15 protein-coding genes are annotated in these 18,836 nt (G+C 54.6%); 3 read left to right on the top strand and 12 right to left on the bottom strand.

Annotation, left to right across the window (positions count from 1 at the left end):
- Positions 1-143: 143 nt before the first annotated feature.
- The 4 genes from mukB to cmoM are packed head-to-tail and all read right to left on the bottom strand — an operon-like array spanning position 144 to position 7,429.
- Positions 144-4,583 carry a chromosome partition protein MukB gene (mukB, locus tag LF929_RS09580; RefSeq protein WP_226092581.1) on the bottom strand — a complete coding sequence of 1,480 codons (4,440 nt, stop codon included), beginning with the start codon at positions 4,581-4,583 and terminating at the stop codon, positions 144-146.
- A complete protein-coding gene (gene mukE / locus LF929_RS09575; RefSeq protein WP_012884907.1) occupies positions 4,580-5,308 on the bottom strand; it encodes a chromosome partition protein MukE in 729 nt (242 codons plus the stop codon). Before mukE ends, mukB begins: the two co-directional genes overlap by 4 nt.
- Positions 5,289-6,611, bottom strand: coding sequence for a chromosome partition protein MukF (gene mukF, locus LF929_RS09570; RefSeq protein ID WP_038908114.1), 1,323 nt, complete (start codon positions 6,609-6,611; stop codon positions 5,289-5,291). The genes mukE and mukF overlap by 20 nt, the downstream gene beginning before the upstream one ends.
- The gene (gene cmoM, locus LF929_RS09565) at positions 6,608-7,429 is read right to left on the bottom strand and encodes a tRNA uridine 5-oxyacetic acid(34) methyltransferase CmoM (protein ID WP_038904501.1); all 822 of its coding nucleotides are present in this window, start codon (positions 7,427-7,429) and stop codon (positions 6,608-6,610) included. Before cmoM ends, mukF begins: the two co-directional genes overlap by 4 nt.
- Before the next feature lie 152 nt (positions 7,430-7,581).
- On the opposite strand from cmoM, the gene elyC reads away from it, so the two are divergent.
- On the top strand, positions 7,582-8,361 hold the full coding sequence (gene elyC / locus LF929_RS09560; protein WP_038908116.1) for an envelope biogenesis factor ElyC: 780 nt from the start codon (positions 7,582-7,584) through the stop codon (positions 8,359-8,361).
- 72 nt (positions 8,362-8,433) lie between these two features.
- Here elyC and LF929_RS09555 read toward each other — a convergent pair whose 3' ends face one another.
- Both LF929_RS09555 and pelN read right to left on the bottom strand, forming a co-directional pair.
- The gene (locus LF929_RS09555; protein WP_016941190.1) at positions 8,434-9,330 is read right to left on the bottom strand and encodes a YcbJ family phosphotransferase; all 897 of its coding nucleotides are present in this window, start codon (positions 9,328-9,330) and stop codon (positions 8,434-8,436) included.
- Positions 9,331-9,634: 304 nt separating this feature from the next.
- Entirely contained in the window at positions 9,635-10,954 is a 1,320-nt protein-coding gene (gene pelN, locus LF929_RS09550; RefSeq protein ID WP_226092582.1) for a pectate lyase PelN, read from the bottom strand.
- Between the two features lie 227 nt (positions 10,955-11,181).
- On the opposite strand from pelN, the gene LF929_RS09545 reads away from it, so the two are divergent.
- Positions 11,182-11,325 carry a hypothetical protein gene (locus tag LF929_RS09545; protein ID WP_226092583.1) on the top strand — a complete coding sequence of 48 codons (144 nt, stop codon included), beginning with the start codon at positions 11,182-11,184 and terminating at the stop codon, positions 11,323-11,325.
- A 57-nt stretch (positions 11,326-11,382) separates the two neighbouring features.
- Here LF929_RS09545 and kdsB read toward each other — a convergent pair whose 3' ends face one another.
- The 5 genes from kdsB to LF929_RS09520 are packed head-to-tail and all read right to left on the bottom strand — an operon-like array spanning position 11,383 to position 17,349.
- Positions 11,383-12,135, bottom strand: a complete 753-nt coding sequence (kdsB, locus tag LF929_RS09540; RefSeq protein ID WP_016941188.1) for a 3-deoxy-manno-octulosonate cytidylyltransferase — start codon at positions 12,133-12,135, stop codon at positions 11,383-11,385.
- On the bottom strand, positions 12,132-12,314 hold the full coding sequence (locus LF929_RS09535) for a Trm112 family protein (protein WP_012884914.1): 183 nt from the start codon (positions 12,312-12,314) through the stop codon (positions 12,132-12,134). Before LF929_RS09535 ends, kdsB begins: the two co-directional genes overlap by 4 nt.
- Before the next feature lie 39 nt (positions 12,315-12,353).
- A complete protein-coding gene (gene lpxK, locus LF929_RS09530; RefSeq protein ID WP_210175712.1) occupies positions 12,354-13,370 on the bottom strand; it encodes a tetraacyldisaccharide 4'-kinase in 1,017 nt (338 codons plus the stop codon).
- Positions 13,367-15,115, bottom strand: a complete 1,749-nt coding sequence (gene msbA, locus LF929_RS09525; RefSeq protein WP_038908121.1) for a lipid A ABC transporter ATP-binding protein/permease MsbA — start codon at positions 15,113-15,115, stop codon at positions 13,367-13,369. The genes lpxK and msbA overlap by 4 nt, the downstream gene beginning before the upstream one ends.
- A 38-nt stretch (positions 15,116-15,153) precedes the next feature.
- Positions 15,154-17,349, bottom strand: coding sequence for a ComEC family protein (locus tag LF929_RS09520; protein ID WP_264084967.1), 2,196 nt, complete (start codon positions 17,347-17,349; stop codon positions 15,154-15,156).
- Between the two features lie 420 nt (positions 17,350-17,769).
- Between LF929_RS09520 and LF929_RS09515 the strand changes: the two genes are divergently transcribed.
- On the top strand, positions 17,770-18,147 hold the full coding sequence (locus tag LF929_RS09515; RefSeq protein ID WP_226092585.1) for a hypothetical protein: 378 nt from the start codon (positions 17,770-17,772) through the stop codon (positions 18,145-18,147).
- Between the two features lie 79 nt (positions 18,148-18,226).
- Here LF929_RS09515 and LF929_RS09510 read toward each other — a convergent pair whose 3' ends face one another.
- Positions 18,227-18,565: a DUF496 family protein gene (locus LF929_RS09510; RefSeq protein WP_226092586.1), complete on the bottom strand. Its 339-nt coding sequence runs from the start codon at positions 18,563-18,565 to the stop codon at positions 18,227-18,229.
- Positions 18,566-18,836 lie beyond the last annotated feature (271 nt).

The following is an 18,836-nucleotide window of genomic DNA, read 5'->3' as shown; positions in this document are numbered from 1 at the left end:
CACCATCTCGGACGATGCACAGGCCACCCTGTATCCCACTAGATCATCGCTCCACCGCTCGTCAACCTAGCGTTTGATAACAGCAGGACGGCAGGTAAAAAAAAGCCCGCTATCGCGGGCATTTTTCATTTAATAACAAAGCATTATGACGCCTGCTGCGTCGTTTCTGCTGCATCGCTACCAAACCCGCGCAGACCCACCACGTGCACATGCTCGTGGTTCTGGAATACTTTTCGCACCAGTTTGTAGGTAGTGCCTTTTTCCGGGCTGATGTTTTCCGGCGCGGCGATAATCAGCTGCATTTCCAACCGTTCACACAGCTCGAACAAGGTCGCGATGGATTTCGCATCCAGACGCGCCGCTTCGTCGAGGAACAGCAAACGGCACGGCGAAATATCCTTGCCACGCAGACGGCGGGACTCTTCTTCCCAACTCTGTACCACCATCACCAGAATCGACATCCCGGTCCCGATCGCCTCACCCGTGGACAACGCCCCACTCTCGGCACGCAACCAGCCATCTGCACCACGGTTAACCTCCACTTCCATCTCCAGATAGTTGCGGTAATCCAGCAGTTCTTCACCGATAGTCTGTGGTGTGCGCTGGCCCATGTCGATTTCTGGGTTCAGGCGCTGGTACAGCTTCGCCAATGCTTCAGAGAAGGTCAGGCGGGTGCTGTTGAACAGATCCTGATGCAGTTCCTGCTGCTCAGACAACACATTAAGCAGCGTGGTATGGGTTTCGCGCACGTTCACATTCAACCGCACACTCTTCACCTGACCGAATGCCACCGACTGTAATCCCTGGTTGAGCATGCGGATACGGTTTTGTTCGCGCTGGATGGTCTTGCGGATGATGTTCGCCACACTGCGGGAACTGATCGCCAGCGTTTTCTCACGGGCGGTCAGTTCTTCAGTCAGTCGGTTCAGCTCTATCTCCATCTGTTCGATGGCTTCCACCGGGTCATCAGTGCGGATGATATCCTGACGGATACGCTCGCGCAGATGCTGATACACCGCAATGTAGAACTGAACTTTGCGCTCTGGCCGTTTCGGATCTTCCGACATGCGTAGCACATCACGCAGATGTTCGTTATCTGCCACCGCCTGACGCAGCGCCCCCAGCGCCTTATCCGACATCGAGCGCAGTTCGTCGCCGCTCATGTATGCCAGTTCACGGCGGTGCAAACGGCGCTCTACGCCATTGTCTTTCACCAACCGCATCACGGCACACCAGCCCGCCTTGGCAGTCACCACCTGCTCGCGCATGACATGGTAATCACGTTCCAGCTTACGCAGTTTCTTCTGCAAGCTATCCATTTCCGCTTCACAGAAGGTTATCTGTTTTTCCAACTGGTTACGGCGGGCACGGTTGGCGCTCAGCGCCGCATGCAGTTCGTCACGACGTGTCCGGGCACGCGCTTCTGCATCGGCATCAGCACGAACACCGATATCCGACAGCTCTTGGGTCAACTCCTTGAGCATGTCGCGTTTAGCATCATAAGAACTCTTCAGCGATGCCTGCAACTGGCTGTACTGGGTCAGTTGTGCCTGATGCTGGCGCAGTTGCTCGCGGGCGCGGGTACGCTCCTGCTCTGCCTGCTCCAGCCGCTGACGCAATTTATCATTAAGATCAGCATTGGCATTGAGCATGCCCGCCGAGTCGGTGTAACTGAAATGCGCACGGCGCTGAACCACTTCGGTCAAGGCGAACGCCTGCTGTTTGGCAGTACGTTGCGCCGCCTGCGCCTGCGCATAATCTTCACGCATTTGCTCATGCTGCTGCGGGTCGTTTTGCAACACCGCCGCCAGTGGCTCCAGTTTCACCAACGAAGCACCATGCTGCTGCATAAAGCGCGCGGCGTCTTCGGCTTCGTCCAGCTCTTCACGCAGTTCTTCCACCCGATCAGCCAGCGCATCATCACACAGCAGGCTGATGCGCGGTATCAGGCGGTTTAACATACCGACCTGTTCTTTCGCTTGCTCGTACTGCTGACGCTGCTGCTGATTTTCGTTATCGAAATTGCTGATAGCGCGATCCAGCTCGCTGCGTCGGCTACTGATCTGGCGGATTTCCGCTTCCGGGTCCGCGTCAAACGCCACCGCTAAGTGGCTGCCGATAAAGCGACTGAACGCCTGATGCAGACGCTGGATTTTCTGGACGTCAAACGACAGCGTGGCGTACTGTTCCGCCAGTTGCTCACGCTCTTCACGCAGGCTTTCCAGACGCTGTTCACGGGCCGCACGACCAAACAGCGGCACCTCGGGGAAACGAGAGTAACGCCACTGACGATCGGCGATTTTCACCACCACCGCTTTTTCCAGCTCTTCGACTTCAAACACGCTATCGTCAAACGACTGCGGATCCCCCTCGATCAGATAGAGATCTTCCGGGCAATCATCCAAACCTGCCAGTTGCTCGCGCACCAGCGACAGATCCGCCACGACAATCGCATGGCGCGACGGGCCGTATAACGCAGAGAAGTACGGTGCGTCATCCAGCGTCACGTCATCATAGATTTCAGACAGCAGCACACCACCAAACCGCTCCGCCAGCGCGTTAAGCCTGGGGTCTTCAGAGCCGCCCGGCTGGCTCAGGCGTTCAATCTGTGCGTCAATATGCTGCTTACGGGCCGCCACACTGTCGCGTTCCACCGTAGTTTCACGTTCGCGTTCCAGCAATTGCTGCATGAACTCGGTGACTTGCTGACTATCAGCAAAATGCTCGCCACTCTGTTCTCCTAGCTGGGTCAGGGCTTCCTGCGCCGCCAACCATACCGGTGCACGGGTGGTCAGTTGCGCGATCCGCTGCTGGATCTGTTCCAGCTCCTGGCGCAACGCCAGACGGTGCTCGCCAGCCTCCGACACACGGACGGATAAATCCTCGATGCGCGCTTCCAGCTCCTGTTGCAGGTCGTCGAGGTCTTCCGGCTGATAATCCTGACCGCTACGCTTGATGAATTCCTGCAACAAACGCTCGGCGTCTTGTTGTTCGCGCTGGCGCTGTTCCAGTTCCGACAACCGCATACGCAGCGGTTGCACCTGTTCAGCCAGATAGCGCTGAGAAGAACTGTCGCGCAACAGGTCACGGGCAACGTCCCAGGCTTCGCTGCGACTGACAGCACCGGCAATGCGGCACACCAACTGATAAGCCTGCTCGAACTGGCTGTTGGCGGCATCTGCCACGCTCAGCTTTTGCTCCAGCATCAGCAGCAATTCTGTCGCTTCCTGCTCTTTGGCCTGGAAGCTGTCGAGCCACTCATCGGCGTTATCCGCTGTCAGTTCAGGTACCTGACACAAGCTGCGGGCGCGCTCCAGCGCTTGTTGTGCCTGCTGGTACTGAATCGCACGCGTTTGCTGCACATCCAGCGCCTGCTGGTAATCGGCCAGTTGGCTCTTCAGCTCGTCTACTTCCTGCTCGGCGGCGTCAGCGCGGGCTTCATTCTCTTCGAGTTGATCGCGCGCTTCTTCCACCACCTCGTTTTGTTCTTCCAGCCGGTAGCTCAGCTCTTCCAGGTCGGCGTTGTAACGCTCGATTTTCTCCTGCTGGCGCATCGCGGTCTGCACCAGATTGAGGTGATCGCTGGCGGCCTGATAATCAGTTTCGAGATCGCTTTCAGCACCGCTCTGTTCTTGCAGCTCACGCGCCATTTCCACATGGCGGGTTTGTTCGGTGATCAACTGTTTACGGCTAGCGAACAACTCGCGACGCAGCGCCAGCGCGCCATCCAGATGCACGCGTCGTTCATTGGCGTGGCGCATGTAGTCCGCTGCCACGTACGAAGTCGCTTCAGAGATCAGGTGCTTAAACAGATCACGGTCCGACTGGGTAACGCGGATGGCTTCCAGCGTCATGCGGTTTTCGCGCAGTGCCGCTTCCATATCCTGGAAGGCTTTACGCACGCCGCTGTTTTCCGGCAGCAAGTAATCGCGCAGCGAGCGGGTAATGGCACTGGAAATCCCGCCGTACAACGAGGCTTCGATCAGGCGATAAAACTTACTGCGGTCCGATGCCGAACGCAGGCGTCTGGGCACCACGCCCAGATCAAACATCAACGAATGGTAATCGGTGATGGAATTGAACTGCTTGAACTGAACGCCTTCGTACTCGTCGAGCCTGTCTTTCACTTCCTGCAACGACAGTACGCGCGCCTGCCGTTCGCCCACCGTCTGGGTGAGGATCTGTGTCGGAGAAACGGCAATCGGCAGGCCCTGAATGGTAAAGGGTTTAATATCGACCTTACGATCGCGCCCGGCGACCTGCTGCAAGCGAACCCCGACCAGCACACGTTGATGGCGAGAGTTGACGACATCGAGCACCGAGTAACACACCCCGGCACGTAGCTTACCGTGCAGCCCCTTATCACGGGAGCCGCTGGTGGCACCCGCTTCCGTGGTATTACGAAAGTGCAACAGCGTCAGATCGGGGATCAATGCGGTGACAAACGCCGCCATGGTGGTGGACTTCCCGGCACCGTTGCCGCCGGACAAGGTGGTCACCAATTCATCCAGATCAAACGTGCGGGCAAAGAAGCCGTTCCAGTTAACCAGCGTCAGTGAGCGAAATTTACCGCGTTCAATCATTCCTGTTCATCCTCAGCACGTTGATCATCACCGGAGGCGTTATCGCCAGTCCCCTCATCGCTATCGTCCAGCGACAGGCTGCCGTCTATCGGCATGGCTTCACCATCACGGATCATCCGCAACTGCGCTTCACGTGGGTCATCGCCGCTACGCACATCGGCACCAAAACGAAACACCGCTTCGGTGATACGGAATTTGCTGCTGTCGACACCCATAAAATAGATCATGCCAAGACGACGTAACCGGTTAAGCGAGGTGCGTACCTTCTCCTGCAATTTCTGCCGGTCAAGGTCCGAGCCGGTGGAACGCTGGTTTACCAGCTTCAACAATTTGTTCTCATCCGCCAGGCTCAGCAGTTCTTCATACAGTTCCTGTTGGCTGAAAATGCCCTCATGCGCCAGCCGCTCGGGGCTGAGGTAGAGATAACAGAGAATTTTGCCCACCATCATATCCAACTCGGACAATACCGAACGAGGGATAAGCGTAGTGGAGCGCGGTCGCAGGTAGAAAAAGCCCTCGGGAGCGCGAATCAGCTCCACGTTATAACGGCCGTAGAACTGCTCCAGCTCATCCTGAAAATCCATCAGGAAAACGTGATTTTCCAGCTCTTCCACACCAATGTGGCGACCGGCGCGCAGTTGGCTGTCGAGCGCCGGAAATAAGGTGTTGGAGAGCGCGGTCATCAGCCGGGCGGAAACGTGTTGATCAATATTTGTCGATGACATGGGCCTGTACCTTGGCTCCGTAATCATTGATTGCCTGCCACAGCGCAGGCAATCCGGTGAAATCAGCTTCGGCCACGCCCAGGCGAACCGCCTGGTCGACCACGATTCGGGCAACATCAAAATGCTGCGAGCGCGGGTACTGCGTCAGGTATTCCCGCACAACGTCACCCAGATTAAGCGGTATTTGTTGCTGTTTGTATTTCTGCAGCGCCTGCTCGATCATAGCGGCGATCTGCTCACGAATTTCACTGAAGGCTTCATACTCCAGATCCGGCGGCAACTCGCCGGTGACTTCTTCGGAACGCAACGCCAGCTCTTCATCGCGCATGTCCAGCAGGCGATCCGCGTTGGCGTAGGTCAGCGCCCACGGTGCCTCGAAATAACTTTGTACCGACTGACGCAACCGCTGGGCAAAGACGCGATTCTTATCCATATCGATAGCGGTACGGATGAACTTGTGAACATGGCGGTCGTAACCGATCCACAGGTCAATGCTTTGCTGGCCCCAGCTAACAATGCGGTCGAGCTTACCTTGCAGGTCAAAAACCAGATTGTCGACAAACGCCAGTTCATCGTGGCCGAGCGTCGCGTCCTGTATACGCAGCAGGCTGGTTTGTAACTTGTCGCCCGCCGCTTCCAGCGTGTCCTGCAATTCGCGCAAGGTATCCGAGGTTTCGGTCAACAGTTTTTCACAACTGGAAATCGCTGCACGCCAGTCCTGATTGAGCAGCCCGGCGATATTCTCTTTCACCCCCTGCTGCTGTTCATCCATCACGCGCTGTGACAGGTCGATACTGTCGAAGATTTCCGCCACCGAATACTTGAGCGGTGCGAACACATTGCGGTGCCAGTGAAACTCGTCGCCACCTTCTTCTGCGGCCTCGGCCGCACGCCCCAGCTCCTGCGCCACGATCGATAACTGCATCGACAGACGCAGTGCGGAGAACTCACGCTGACGAATGTAATAGTCGGTGATACCGATACCCAACGGCGTCAGCCGGTAAATCGCGTTGCCGTCCGCCAGTTCGCTGGTGAATCGGTTGATCAAACGCTGACGCACCAGATCGTTGATGGCATTGTTGGCGCGTACCGGAATAGTTTCATGGGTTTGTTCAAAGCCTTTACTGACGTGACGGAATGCGTCCACCAGTTCCCCTTCGCTCATTTCGCCGTCCATACGCTCACCGTTTAAGGTGGCGATAGCCAGCAGAAACGCCAGACGCTCGGTGGGCAGCGTAATGGCGAAGTCATTTTTTCTCGCCCAGGCAACCAGTTCGGGTACGGTCTGGGAAAAATCACTCATAATGCATCCTTCATAGGGGGCTTATGCGCCATGACGTGCTCGTGTGCCATAACATGCTTGTGTGCCATAACATGAATGTAGCGCCCCAGGCTGACAAAGGGCTCCTGCCGACAATAGCGCTGCTCCAGCGCCAGCAGTTGGTCAAAATCGTCAATCTGTTGTTGCTTATTTTGCAGGTAGTCATGAAACACCCGGATGCCGGTTTTGCCGCTCAGTTGCAGCCCCAGTTCAGCGAGCCACTGATAGACCTGCGGTGGGTCCAACGGGTGGTCTGGTGACAGTGAACGCCGTTTACGCTTGGGCATACCGGCTTCGACATAACCAAAATTACCCAGCACCATATTGCGCATCACCAACGCCTGATGGTTGTAAAACATCAGCGATAGCGCACCGCCCGGTGCCAGACAATCGGTCAGCGCACGCAACGCATGTTGCGGCTCTGCAACCCACTCCAGCACGGCGTGAAACAGCACCAAGTCGACCGGTTGCGATAAATGCGCGCCGATATCCTGCGCAGCGCAGCGCACGAAACGCATGTTATCCGCCACACCCTCTTCACACGCAGCGTCATGGGCGCGCGTAATCATCTCATCGGAGAGATCGCACAACAACACCTGATGGCCCAACGCTGCCAGACGGCGTGACATTGGCCCTTCACCGCCGCCGGCATCCAGAATACGCAGCGGTTGTGACGGCAGGCGTGTCAGCAGGGTTTCCAGATCCTGCCACAATACCGCCTGACGTAACCGCCCTTTGGTGGTGCCATAAATGTTGCGGGCAAATTTGTCTGCGATATCGTTAAAATTACGATCCTGCATTCCACGGTTCTGCATGATGGGTGACTGTACTACCTAAACAACTGGTTTTTCTCTGAACCTGACATTCTGTCACAGGCTGGCCTGGAATAAATGGTTTGAACACGCTAATTTCGCCCGTATGATGTTTTTTCATTCAAAAGGGACGCTATTTTATGCTGTTTGCCGTCAAAAAATACATCGGTAGTCTGTTACTGCCACTGCCGTTGTTAATGCTGGTGCTGGGTATCGCGCTCGCCCTGTTGTGGTTTTCGCGCTGGCAAAAAACCGCCCGAATCATGCTGACCGGCGGCTGGCTGGCCCTGTTATTGCTGAGCCTGCAGCCCGTGGCTGACAGGCTGCTGTTGCCATTGGAATCCCGCTACCCGACCTGGACGCCGGATTTTCCTAAAGTGAATTACATCGTGGTGCTGGGTGGAGGGTATACCTTTAATCCAGACTGGCCCCCCAGCGCGAACCTTATCAACAACAGCCTTGCCCGGGTCACCGAAGGTATTCGGCTCTGGCGAGCTAATCCTGGTGCCAGACTCATTTTTACCGGAGCCGCAGCACAGGGTAATCCCGTAACCAGCGCCAGCACTGCCGCACGGGTTGCAGAAAGCCTGGGTGTGCCCGCACAAGATATCCTGCTGGTGGATAAGGCGCGCGATACGGAAGAAGAAGCGGCGGGAACCGAGGCCCTGATCGGCAAACAGCCATTCCTGCTGGTCACCTCTGCCAACCACCTGCCACGCGCTATTCGCTTTTTTCAGGCTCGTGGCCTGCATCCCATTCCTGCGCCCGCCAATCAATTGGCCATCACCTCGCCGTTGAACCCTTGGGAGCGGGTATTCCCCTCCGCGCTCTATCTGTCTCACAGTGAACGCGCCTGGTATGAAGGGCTGGGGCTTATCTGGCAACAAATGAAAGGGGTCACCCCCCAGCCGGAATCCTGATAGCCGACCGACTGAGAGCGGATAGACTGACAACAGCAACGCGGGAGATTCAGACATCACCCGCGTTGCTGATTATTCAAGCCAGGGCAGTAATTCTCGGGTTGCGGTATCAAACAACGGGCGATCCAACTGACCAGTGTGGATATAACGGGAAACCGCCGCCCACAGGATGTACAGCCAGCGGCGGCAAACAAAGGACTCAGCCAACGGTGCCTGTTTCAGATAGTGATAAAACAACTGCTCCGGCATACCCGGCTCTTCGCACAAACGGAACAGGTCATACTCTCTCGGGGCCCACAGCATCATGCCGGGATTGATCATCGCCAGCAGTTGATCGCTGCGGGGGTCTTTGAGCATGCTGCGCAAGGTCAGATTGCCATGCACCAGTACACAGTTGTCATCGAAGTCCTCAAACAATCTGGGCAGACTTTGCCGCGAGCGGTACAGCACAGTGCGATCCTGCTGGGTCAGTTGCGTAGCGTTGACATTCATCAGCGTGGCCCACAGCACCTCCAGTCGCTGGCGATACCAGTTTGCCCAACTATTATCCTGTGTACTGTCCACCGTGCCGACACAACCATGACTGTCGATGCGGTGCCACGCCAGCATGTTCTCGACAATTTGATCCATCAGTAACGTCCAGCGCTGGGGCGAGCGGGACGGTGCTTCTACCGATACGCCACGCAAGCGTTCGATGAGCAGCAACTCCTTATAAGGTGCCTGATGTGTCATCACCATCCCGTAAACGGTGGGTAGCCTGACCTCACCTTCGCGGGACAGCATGGTCAGCTTATACGCTTCCTGCCCGGCAACGCCCTGGCAAATATAACTTTTCGCCAGCAGTGGCATGGCATTGCCCGCGTGATCGTACAGAGCATACAAGTGCGCGTAAGGTTGTTCACTGATGCGTTCAAGGCGACTGAGTGATTCCCCCAGCACCGTACTCAATTCAGCTTTCAAGAGTTCCATAAGCGACCTATCTCGCGGTTGCAGACTTGTGTCGTTGTCACATGCCTTTATCATGCGAGTAGCACATAACAATTTCCCCAATGCAGATCAAAGAAAGCGGGATATACACCGGTGCAACTGATTGACGATAGACAGTATTCAGTCATCCAACAAAACGACCATCCCCACTGTCGCTGGTTTACCGGCAAAAAAAGGCCCGCCGAAGCGGGCATCCGTGAGATTATCCGGTGGTATCGTCATCTATCCTTCCAGATAACGGCCACACCTCTACGTATTTTCAACTCACCTTATTTTTCAGCTCACCTTATTTCAGCTCAAACGCCCCCAGATCCGGCGCGGCACCTTGATACGCAATCTTCACGTCACCGCCCTTATCGATCATCCAGCTATCTGTCGCCAGACGCAGGTGTTTGAGCACCGGTAAGCTGCCATCAGCCTGACGTGGTGCATCCCAACCGGTGGTCGATACACTCTGGAATTCCGCATCAGAAATCACGTTGCTGTAATTCCAGGAGTTGTAGCGCATATTCGCGCCATCGGTATAGGCCAGTGATTGCGACTTCGCCGCATAGGAAATATTGTTGCGCAGGGTACCCAATGCTATCGCATTACCGTTTTCGTCAATGCCGCGCATGCTGAAGTTAACCGCATTTCTGTACGACGTATTGTTGAAGAAATCGTTCGCAACCGGATGGTGGTTAGCATAGAAACCGGCGGCTTTATTCAGGAAGGCGACCGAATTTCTCACAATGTGTTTCGGCGCATTGCTAATATATTTAGCACCATAGCCACCCGCCTTGAAGCCGTTGCCGTTACCGGCCGCCAGGGATGTTGTGGTACCGGGCAGATAACCGTGAGACCAAGCCCAGGAGTTCTCGATAGTGACCGCGGAATAGGCGTTGATAAGATCAAAACCATCATCCGAATTAGACCAGGCACGGCAACCGCTGAAAATATTGCCTGGCATGTTAGCAGCAATATGCGCGCCAAAGCCATCGCCACTCTGCCCGGCACCATTGGACGTCAACGGATCATAGTTATGGTGCGAGTCAGAATTAAGTACGGTGTTATACGCACCATTTTGCAAGAATAACCCCGTCCCCATGATGTGATGGATATCGAGTTGCTCAAACCGATTGTTACTGCCTTTTATCCATACACCCCATGATTCGTGGTTTTTATTATTGTTTTGCGGCACGCCTTTTATTTCCAGCCCTTTCAGGGTTACCCAGTCTGCGACGACGTTAAATCCTTTAACGCGGCAGTCATCTTTCATTTGGCTGAAATCAAATACCGGTGTTTCGCCAGTATAGGCAACATATTCAATGCGTTTGCCGGAGGTACCACTCTTGTTGAGCGTAATCGCATTCACGATATCCGTCTGACTGGCGCAGTTGTTAAGCCCGGCGGTAAAGGTATAGCTCCCACCACGAACCCACAGGCGATCACCCGGGGAGAGGGTTTGTTGTGCGCGGGTGAACGATTTCCAGGGGGCGCTTTTACTGCCGTTACCCGAATCACTGCCGTTCGGTGCCAGATAGTATTCTGCCGCCAGAGCGTGTGCGGCAGTCCCAGTCAGTACGCATCCCATGATTATGGGTAAAAATTTTTTATTCATATTCATTGTTACTCCATCCTTAAGTAAAAAAATCAATACATTCATCATAATGGGATGAATGCCATCCAATAATAAGCCATGGTTAATCATTGTGCATCTGCGTCATCGGTTTTTATTATTCCGATCTCTTTTTCATTCTTTTTTCATTCCTTTTTCATTCCTTTTTTTCATTCCGCTGTTTCATTATTCCTGCCAATAATAAAAACCGGCCTTCTCAGACACCGGATTTATTCATGACAGGATTACCCTCTCTTCAGGCAAAGCTGGCAAATCTTCAGACAGAACTGACCAGCGAGGCCACTGGCAGGCGTTATGCGGATGATGCTGAACGACTGGCACCGATGACGGCCCTGTGTGTGATAAAAAAGGTGGGATAAAAAAAGCGCATGTGTTGTTAGCACATGCGCTTGCGAGACGGTATACCGAAACCGACGTCAGTTAGCCATCATTACCGCTCTGACCCGAGCCAAGTCTTCAGGGGTATCAACCCCGACGCTCGGCACTTCTTTGGCTACCGCGACATGGATCTTCTCGCCGTACCAGAGCACACGCAGTTGTTCCAGCATTTCGATTTTTTCCAGTTGGCTGGGTTCCCAGCCAACATATCGACGGATAAATCCGGCACGATACGCATAAATCCCGATATGTCTCAGGAAATGATCACCAATGGTCTCCCGGGATTCAGCAAAGCGGTCGCGTTCCCACGGGATTGTGGCGCGAGAGAAGTAAAGCGCATACCCTTCCGCATCGGTGACCACTTTCACTGCGTTCGGATTAAACGCTTCCTCACAGGTCGTGATCGGCACAGCCAGCGTTGCCATACCGGCACGGCTCCCCGCCAGATTATCTGCTACCTGACGAATGATCACCGGTGGGATCAACGGTTCATCACCCTGTACGTTGACGATGATTTCATCATCGGCAAACCCATAACGGTCGATCACTTCAGCCAGCCGCTCGGTACCGGAGTTGTGATCCGGGCTGGTCAAACAGACTTCGCCACCCGCCAGTTCAATGGCGCGCGCAACATCGGCATGATCGGTCGCCACCACAACACGGCTGGCACCCGACTCACGGGCACGCTCCATGACGTGTACCACCATCGGTTTGCCATGAATATCCGCCAGCGGCTTGCCTGGCAGCCGGGTAGAGGCATAGCGAGCGGGAATAATTGCAGTAAACGTCATTGTGCAATCTCATCCGGCGCCAGTGAGCGAGCTTCGTTTTCCAGCAATACAGGAATGCCATCCCGCACTGGGTAAGCCAGCCCGTCGACTTTACAAATCAGTTCCTGTTTTTCTTTGTCAAAAACCAACCGCCCGTTACACACCGGGCAAGCCACGATTTCAAGTAAACGATGATCCATGCTTCCTCCCATCAAGAAGCGATTATCAAAAATAGCCGGTCACCCGATTTTCGTCTGACGCGACATACTACTTTTCGTATCAATCAATTGCGTCAGACGCTGTAATAGTAACGTCGACTCCGGCACCGACAATGCGGCATCAACTGGCAGATACCACCAGTTAGCACGAGCAAAGGCGCGACATTTCACCGCATCCTTCTCCGTCATCATCAGGGGTTGCTGGTCAGAGTCAGTCAGCCGCTGTAACTCTTCAGCTTGCCAGTGTTGGTGGTCGGCGAACGCCACTTCACGCAAAAGCGTACTTCCCAGCGCTTTCAGCGTAGCAAAAAAGCGCGGTGGATGGCCGATTCCCGCCATAGCAACCAGTGGCGGCAATGTCGCTACCGCCCGGCGTTCTCCGGTCAGCAAATTCACGGCGTCACCCGCCGTGAGTTGCATGGCAATCTCACCCGGTTTCGCTTCACCCCCATTCACAATGACTGCGTCAACAGTCCGCAAGCGCGAGGCGCGCTCCCGCATCGGTCCGGCAGGCAACCACCAACCATTGCCGAAGCGACGAATACCGTCTACCACCACCAGCTCCATATCCCGAGCCAGTGCGTAATGTTGCAAACCGTCATCCGTTACAATTACATCCAGTGGGTGCTGAGCCAGCAATGCCTTCACTGCATCACAGCGTTTAGGGGCCACCGCAACGGGTGCACCGGTACGCTGGTAAATCAGTAGCGGTTCATCACCGGCCTGTGTGGTCGTCACCTTATTCGTAACCTGCAGCGGATACTGCTCCGCTTTACCGCCATAACCACGCGATACCACACCAACGCGATAACCCCGTTGCTGCAATTGCTCCACCAGCCAGACAACAACAGGTGTCTTACCATTGCCACCCGCCGTCAAATTTCCAACGACGACCACTGGCACTGGTGCACGCCATACCTTACGCCAGCCATACTGGTAGCTCAGCCGTATAAGATGGCTCACCAGCCCATAAAGCAACGACAGCGGCAGCAACACCAGATACAGCGGCGAGCGCCCTGACCAGATGCGTTCAATCATGCGCCAAACTGCAACTTGTGGAGCTGGGCATAGGCCCCATTACGCGCCAGCAACTCATCATGCTGACCACGCTCGATGATCTGCCCATCCTCTACCACCAGGATTTCATCCGCATTTTCAATCGTGGATAAACGGTGGGCAATGACCAGTGCAGTACGGTTTTTTTGCAACTCGTCCAGTGCCGCCTGGATAGCACGCTCCGACTCAGTATCCAGCGCCGATGTCGCCTCATCCAGAACCAGAATCGGGCAATCCCGCAACAGCGCCCGGGCAATAGCGATGCGCTGACGCTGACCGCCAGACAACAACACCCCGTTCTCACCGATAACGGTATCCAACCCCTGCTCCAGTTTGCCGATGAAATCCATCGCGTGGGCCATTTGGGCCGCTCGCTCGATATCCTCACGGCTGTAACGATCGCCGCAGGCATAGGCAATATTGTTGGCAATGGTATCGTTAAACAGGTGAACATTCTGCGATACCAACGCCACCTGGCTGCGTAATGATGGCAGCGTATAATCGCGTAAGTCGCATCCATCCAACAGAATTTCGCCAGACTGGATATCGTAAAAACGGGTAATGAGATTGGCGATGGTCGACTTGCCAGAACCTGAGCGCCCTACCAGCGCCACGGTTTTTCCGGGTGGGATATGCAGGCTAATATTTTTTAACGCCAGCGTTTCTTTACCAGGATACGCGAAGTTGACATCACGGAATTCGATATTGCCTCTAGCGTGCTCCAGTACACGAGTACCGGTGTCTTTCTCCTGCTCCATATCCAGAATGGTAAACAGGGTCTGGCAGGCGGCCATACCACGCTGAAACTGCGAATTGACGTTAGTGAGCGACTTCAATGGCCGCATCAGCGTAAACATGGAGGAGAACACTACCGTGATGGTACCGGCCGTTAACGTTTCCATCACCGACGGGAAACTGGCGGCATATAACACGAATGCCAGCGCCAGCGAAGCAATCAACTGCACCACCGGGTCAGAAATGGAAGACGCTGATACCATTTTCATGCCCTGCTGACGCATGCGATTGCTGACAGCATCGAAACGCTCCGCTTCGACGGACTGCCCGCCAAAAATCAGCACTTCTTTGTGCCCTTTCAGCATCTGCTCAGCGCTGGTCGTGACCTGCCCCATGGTGTTTTGCATATTTTTGCTGATACTACGAAAACGCTTTGACACCACCCGCATGCTGTAGGAAACGAACGGTGCAATCAGCACCAAAATCAGCGATAACTGCCAGCTGTACCAGAACATCAGCACAAACAGGCCAATGATAGACGCCCCTTCACGTACTACGGTTACTAGCGCGTTTGACGATGAGGAGGCCACCTGCTCGGAATCATAGGTGATGCGCGATAGCAATGTGCCGGTAGATTGCTGATCAAAAAAGGACACTGGCATCCCCATGATGTGGCTGAACAGCCGACGACGCATGTTCATCACCACTTTGCCCGATACCCAGGCCACACAATAACTGGACACATAACTGGAAATGCCGCGCATAATCATCAACCCGATGATAGCCAACGGCATCCACACCAGCACACTGCGATCAGCCTTGCCGAATCCGTCATCCAGCAACGGCTTAAGCAGGGACAGCATCAGAGTATCGCCTGCGGCGTTGACCACCAGCGCCACTGCCGCAACGGCCAGCCCGGCTTTATAAGGGGAGATCATCGGCCATAGGCGACGAAACGTCTGCCATGTGGAGAGATCTTTATCATTAATCATGCAATAAACCTGAGCCTTTGATAAATAGCCGTCTATTATTACTCATTATCCCGGCCAGCGCCAAACCACTGATGATACCAGCGAGGTGATATTTCACCCCGGTAGCGCAACATTTCGATGCTTTCGTCGAAAAAATGCACACTCAATTGCCCGCTGCTGGCTGTATCACGCCAGCGATACCCCATTTGGCGGTAACGCCTTACCACACTGACCGCAGGCAAGCGCCACGGATTGTATCGGGAATTGGACGACAATACGGTTTTCGCCCCCACAGCCCGTAAAAACGGTGGTGATGACGATGTGGTGCTGCCATGATGCGGCACTTGCAGAATATCCGCCGCTAACTCGCCCGGGTGTGTGCGCAATAATACGGTCTCATCTTCGCGCTCTACATCGCCTGTCAGCAATACCCGATAATGCCCATCATCGACCCGAACCACACAGGAATCGTGATTGCCAGCTTCACGAACCCGTAGCGGCGGCCAGATAACGCTAAACGTCAGTCCTTGCCAACGCCATTGTTCCCCCTGAACACAAGGATGGTGGCTCGGCTCAAGCAACGAACTGTATATCGGCACCGATGGCAATGCGCGCTGCAATGTCTTCAGCCCACCGCGATGATCCAAATGGCTGTGACTAAGGATAATGCCTTCCAGCTGTAGCCCTCGCCATTTAAGATAAGGCAGGATTTCACGCTCGGCACTATTACCACCTTCCCAGCCGGGCCCAGTATCGTATAGCCAGGCTTTACCCTGCCGTTCAATCACTACCGCTAGCCCATGCCCGACATCCAGCATATCGATACGCCACAACGGTGCCGGTGGTTTAGGACGCAGCACCATGAAGAGAACCAACGCCAGCAGACTGAACGGGTATGTTCTCCACCAGCCGAAGCGCCAGACGATAACCGCCAGCCATCCTGCTACGCTGTACGGCACGAGATGTTCTCCAAGTGGTAACCAGCCCGGTGGCATAGCCTGCAACGGCAGGAAGACCAGTGCCAGCGATCGATCAGCCAGCCACCAGAGACCTTGTGCCATCACCGGAAATCCCATTAGCGGTAACGCCAGCAGAATCAACGGCGTCGTCACAAATGAAACCAGCGGTACCGCCCACAAGTTGGCAGGTAGCGAACTCAGGCTAACACCATGAAAGATCAACACCTGCAGTGGCATCAGCAGCAGTGTGACACCAGCCTGCATATGTAATCCGCGCAGCCATACCCATCGCCATGCGTGTTGCATGTGCGGCGGCAAAGGTGCCCATTGATACCAAAAAATCAAGGCTGCAACCGCCAGTGCCGAGAGCCAGAAACTGTCTGAGAGAACGCTCAGTGGATCACTGACCAGAATTACGGCCACACACCACAACCACACCTGCCATGATGACACAGACAGACCTCGCAATCTGATCAGTGTCCAGCACGACAAGGCCAGTGCCGCCCTTACTGCAGGCGGGTTTCCTCCAGCAAGCCAGACATACACCCAGGCAAAACACAGACCACACCACAACGGGATACGATGCCCCACCAGATGGGCTGGCAGCAGATATTGCACCGCACGAACCAGACTCCAGCCAAGCAGGGCTGCCAGTGCAATATGCAACCCCGATATTGCCATCAGGTGCATAATCCCTGTCTGTCGAAGTACGTCGAGCACTGCGTCGTCCACCGTGGCCATTTCCCCAACCGCCAGCGCCAGTATGATTGAGCGCCACGGTAACGGCAGGGTTTGCCGTTCCAGGATATCAACCAATCGCTGGCGCAACCCGCATGCTGATGCCTCAGCCTCCGCGGCCATGATCCGCCCGGTAAACGGTTGGGCTTTCGCCAGTGCCCAACGCTGGCGATCAAATCCGCCTTCATTCAGTCGGCTATGAACAGGACGCAGCCGTAACCGAAGACTCCACAACTGCCCACCGCACCAGTTACTCATCTGCGGTTGTGCATCCAGCCTTGCATAGAGCGGCGGAAATACCCAACGCCCGTTAATCTGTAGCAAGCGCACCACGACCTGATCGGCATCCGCTTGTGCAAATCGGACACTGCTCACGCTGACCTTCGCTGTCAGCGGCTGTCGGGTATACCGTTCCACCTGATCCAGCACCAAACGCCCACTGTAGAAGCTCCAGAGCACACCAATCACCACCAACCCGAGGAGACAAAAACGTGATCGCAATAACCACAATGCGGGAAGCCCCCACCACAGCACTCGGGTATCCGGCATCTCTGGCATGATCAGCAACAGCAGTGGCCCCACACTCAATGCTGTTGCCAGTTGGTTCAATGATATTCTGATGGCGATTCCCTTACCTGTTGTCGCCGATGTTCCGGCAATCCTCCTTTCCGGCTGCAGTCTGCCACCGCACCATCCCCGGTAGTAGACCGAAATGGCACATCAGGAATGCGTTACGCAAACAACCGCAATAGTTGCACACAATTACATTGAGACCGCGAGGCACGATGAACGTATCAACACGCACCAGGCACCGCTGTTGACAATCAACAGCATCCCGATCAATCGTCTATCGCGATCGCACCACCGTTTAGATATGCAGGTTGCGTAACTAGCGGGAGATTATGTAAAAAATTGTGCACATCAATCGGCATACACAACGCGTGTCAGGGATAACGATTAAAAAGGGAGAACTCACATATGGCTGACAGGCATGGCATTTCTTCAGTAGGGGCTTTACTGCTCGGTTCGTTGACGTTATCAGCCTGCACGATTACTCCCCAGAGTTCGCCTGGTGATAACCCGATTCAACAGGTGGCAAACGCCGCCAACGAATGTACTACCGATATACTGGCACAGGTGAAGCGCCTTGGTGGGAGATATCAGCTACTAACGCGATACTACATTAAAAATCAGACGATTGAGATGAACGGCGGCAGACTTGTCGATACGCAGGTACGAGAGCTTCCTGCTATCAATGCCACATCTTTAGATAACGGAGACCCCGGCAGCGCCTGGCGTAATTGCATGAAGGGGAAAAACGCGCTGGCACCGGAAATCGTGATGAGTCTGTCGTAAGCCAGGCAAACGGCTTGCATCCGATGCAGTGCCCCGCCCCAACGCATCAGGGCCGGAAACCGGCCCTGAATCAGTGAAATTACTTCGCCTCTACCGGCGGTTTGATTTCACCCATTTCTTTAATTTTGCGGGACAGCTCACGACGCTCTTTCGACAGTTCCGCGTTCTTGATGATGTATTCATCAACACGGTCTTCATAGTCGCTACGCATGTTAGCAATAATGTTCTGGATGTCTTCAATCGACATACCCGGTTTGATGTACTCACTCAGGTTATCCAGCAGCAGTACACGCTTCTGGTTATCGCGGATTTTCTTTTCGTTATCTGCAATTTCACGCTGCAGCTTGTTTTTACGACGGAACATACGCACGAATTCCAGTACATCCTGAAAACATGGCTTATTGTTAGCCTTATCCATTTCTCTACCCTTACTTAACGATTAAGATTCGTCACGCGGAAACCGCTCTGCGTTAACCATACAGGTTAGCCGCTATCGTCGACAAGGTGGTTTACCCACATCGCTGATGCAATCGTTGCCTTTCTGTGCACCCTATCACTCCCGCGAGCGGATTGCACCTGACTCGATTCAACACAGCATAACATCACTGCGGTCAGCTTTAGTCAGACGACAGGATGGTTTACCATGGCGACTTTGTGTTGTCCGTCACCCTTTTTACTGAAAGAGTAAT

The sequence above is a fragment of the Dickeya oryzae genome, from assembly GCF_020406815.2.
Lineage (GTDB): Bacteria > Pseudomonadota > Gammaproteobacteria > Enterobacterales > Enterobacteriaceae > Dickeya > Dickeya oryzae.
This window is presented reverse-complemented; position numbering and strand designations above follow the sequence as displayed.

Excerpts from the sequence above, each read along its gene's own strand:
- LF929_RS09545 (WP_226092583.1), top strand. The coding sequence starts at position 11,182 with ATGACAGGATTACCCTCTCTTCAGGCAAAGCTGGCAAATCTTCAGACA.
- lpxK (WP_210175712.1), bottom strand. The coding sequence starts at position 13,370 with ATGATTGAACGCATCTGGTCAGGGCGCTCGCCGCTGTATCTGGTGTTG.
- LF929_RS09520 (WP_264084967.1), bottom strand. The coding sequence starts at position 17,349 with ATGCCAGAGATGCCGGATACCCGAGTGCTGTGGTGGGGGCTTCCCGCA.
- kdsB (WP_016941188.1), bottom strand. The coding sequence starts at position 12,135 with ATGACGTTTACTGCAATTATTCCCGCTCGCTATGCCTCTACCCGGCTG.
- mukB (WP_226092581.1), bottom strand. The coding sequence starts at position 4,583 with ATGATTGAACGCGGTAAATTTCGCTCACTGACGCTGGTTAACTGGAAC.
- LF929_RS09510 (WP_226092586.1), bottom strand. The coding sequence starts at position 18,565 with ATGGATAAGGCTAACAATAAGCCATGTTTTCAGGATGTACTGGAATTC.
- pelN (WP_226092582.1), bottom strand. The coding sequence starts at position 10,954 with ATGAATATGAATAAAAAATTTTTACCCATAATCATGGGATGCGTACTG.
- mukF (WP_038908114.1), bottom strand. The coding sequence starts at position 6,611 with ATGAGTGATTTTTCCCAGACCGTACCCGAACTGGTTGCCTGGGCGAGA.
- LF929_RS09515 (WP_226092585.1), top strand. The coding sequence starts at position 17,770 with ATGGCTGACAGGCATGGCATTTCTTCAGTAGGGGCTTTACTGCTCGGT.
- LF929_RS09555 (WP_016941190.1), bottom strand. The coding sequence starts at position 9,330 with ATGGAACTCTTGAAAGCTGAATTGAGTACGGTGCTGGGGGAATCACTC.
- LF929_RS09535 (WP_012884914.1), bottom strand. The coding sequence starts at position 12,314 with ATGGATCATCGTTTACTTGAAATCGTGGCTTGCCCGGTGTGTAACGGG.
- cmoM (WP_038904501.1), bottom strand. The coding sequence starts at position 7,429 with ATGCAGGATCGTAATTTTAACGATATCGCAGACAAATTTGCCCGCAAC.
- elyC (WP_038908116.1), top strand. The coding sequence starts at position 7,582 with ATGCTGTTTGCCGTCAAAAAATACATCGGTAGTCTGTTACTGCCACTG.
- msbA (WP_038908121.1), bottom strand. The coding sequence starts at position 15,115 with ATGATTAATGATAAAGATCTCTCCACATGGCAGACGTTTCGTCGCCTA.
- mukE (WP_012884907.1), bottom strand. The coding sequence starts at position 5,308 with ATGTCATCGACAAATATTGATCAACACGTTTCCGCCCGGCTGATGACC.